Raw genomic sequence first — 1,753 nt, 5'->3', positions numbered from 1 at the left:
TCCGCGGCAGCGCGGTCAACCAGGACGGCGCCAGCAACGGCCTCACCGCGCCCAACGGCCCCGCCCAGCAGCGCGTCATCCGCCAGGCGCTCGCCAACGCCCGCCTCACCCCCGCCGACGTGGACGCCGTCGAGGCCCACGGCACCGGCACCACCCTCGGCGACCCCATCGAGGCCCAAGCCCTGCTCGCCACCTACGGCCAGAACCGCGAAACCCCCCTCTGGCTCGGCTCCATCAAGTCCAACATCGGCCACACCCAGGCCGCCGCCGGCGTCGCCGGCATCATCAAGATGGTCCAGGCCATGCGGCACGGCCTGCTCCCCAAGACATTGCACGTGGACGCGCCGAGCCGGCACGTGGACTGGGAGGCCGGCGCGGTCAGCCTGCTCACCGAGCCCGTCTCCTGGCCGGAGCTCGGCGAGGACCGGCCGCGCAGATCCGCCGTCTCGTCCTTCGGGATCAGCGGCACCAACGCCCACGTCATCCTGGAAGCGGTGGCCCCCGCCGAGGTCGAGCCCGCGGTCGCCGACGGGCCGATCCCCTGGGTGCTGTCCGGCCGGACCGAGCGGGCGCTGCGCGACCAGGCCGCCCGCCTGGCCGAGCACCTGGCCGAGCATCCCGAGCTCGATGCCGTACGCGTCGGTCACGCGCTGGCCAACGCCCGTACGCACTTCTCGCACCGGGCGACCGTCATCGGCCACAGCAGGGAGGAGCTGCTCGACCGGGTGAGCGCGCTGGCCGCCGGCCAGGCGACGGGGAACCTCGTCTCGGGCGTCGCCACGGGCGAAGGGAAGATCGCTTTCCTGCTGACCGGGCAGGGCAGCCAGCAGGCCGGCATGGGCTCCGACCTCTACCGCACCCAGCCCGTCTTCGCCGAAGCACTCGACGAAGTGTGCGCGGTCCTGGACCCCCACCTGGAACGCCCGCTCAAAGACGTCATGTTCACCGACGCCGACGCACTCAACGACACCCGCTACACCCAACCGGCGATCTTCGCCTTCCAGATCGCCCTGCACCGCCTGCTCGCCCACCACGGCATCACCGCCGACTACTACGCGGGCCACTCACTCGGCGAGATCACGGCCACGCACCTGGCCGGGATCCTGACCCTGGAGGACGCCGCCCGCCTGGTCACCACGCGGGCCGCCCTGATGGCCACCCTGCCGCCCGACGGCGCGATGACCGCCGTCACCATCACCGAGGAAGAGCTCCAGCCCTACCTCACCCCCGAGGTGAGCGTCGCCGCCGTCAACAGCCCGACGTCACTCGTCATCTCCGGGCGAAAGGACGCCGTCCAGGCCCTCACCGCGACCCTCGCCGAAGCCGGGCGCAAGACCCGCCCGCTGAAGGTGCAGCACGGCTTCCACTCCCCCCAGATGGAGCCCGTCGCGGGCCTGCTCGCCGAGGCACTCGACGGCTTCGACTACCGGCCGCCGTCGATCCCCGTGGTCTGCAACCTCACCGGCCGGCTCGCCGACGGCGACGACCTCCGGACGGCCGCGTACTGGACCCGGCACCTCCTCCAGCCGGTCCGCTTCGCCGACACCCTGGCCACCCTGAGCGGCCTCGGCGTCACCACCTTCCTGGAGCTGGGCCCCGACGCCACGCTCACCCCGCTGGCCTCCGGCCGGCACGGGCAGGCCATCCCCACCCGCACCCACCGCAAGCCGGAGGCCACCACGTTCGTCACGGCCCTGGCCCAGCTCCACACGCACGGGCGCGCCGTCACCTGGCGCTTCCCCACCACCCACCC

At 73.1% G+C, this 1,753-nt stretch carries 1 protein-coding gene; it reads left to right on the top strand.

The genetic code is table 11. The features are described from left to right. Positions 1-1,753 (top strand): type I polyketide synthase (locus ETD85_RS62085; RefSeq protein ID WP_138699062.1); only part of this gene is annotated, 1,753 nt, incomplete at both ends.

This window comes from Nonomuraea zeae, assembly GCF_005889725.1.
In the GTDB taxonomy this organism is placed as follows: Bacteria; Actinomycetota; Actinomycetes; order Streptosporangiales; family Streptosporangiaceae; genus Nonomuraea; species Nonomuraea zeae.
This window is presented reverse-complemented; position numbering and strand designations above follow the sequence as displayed.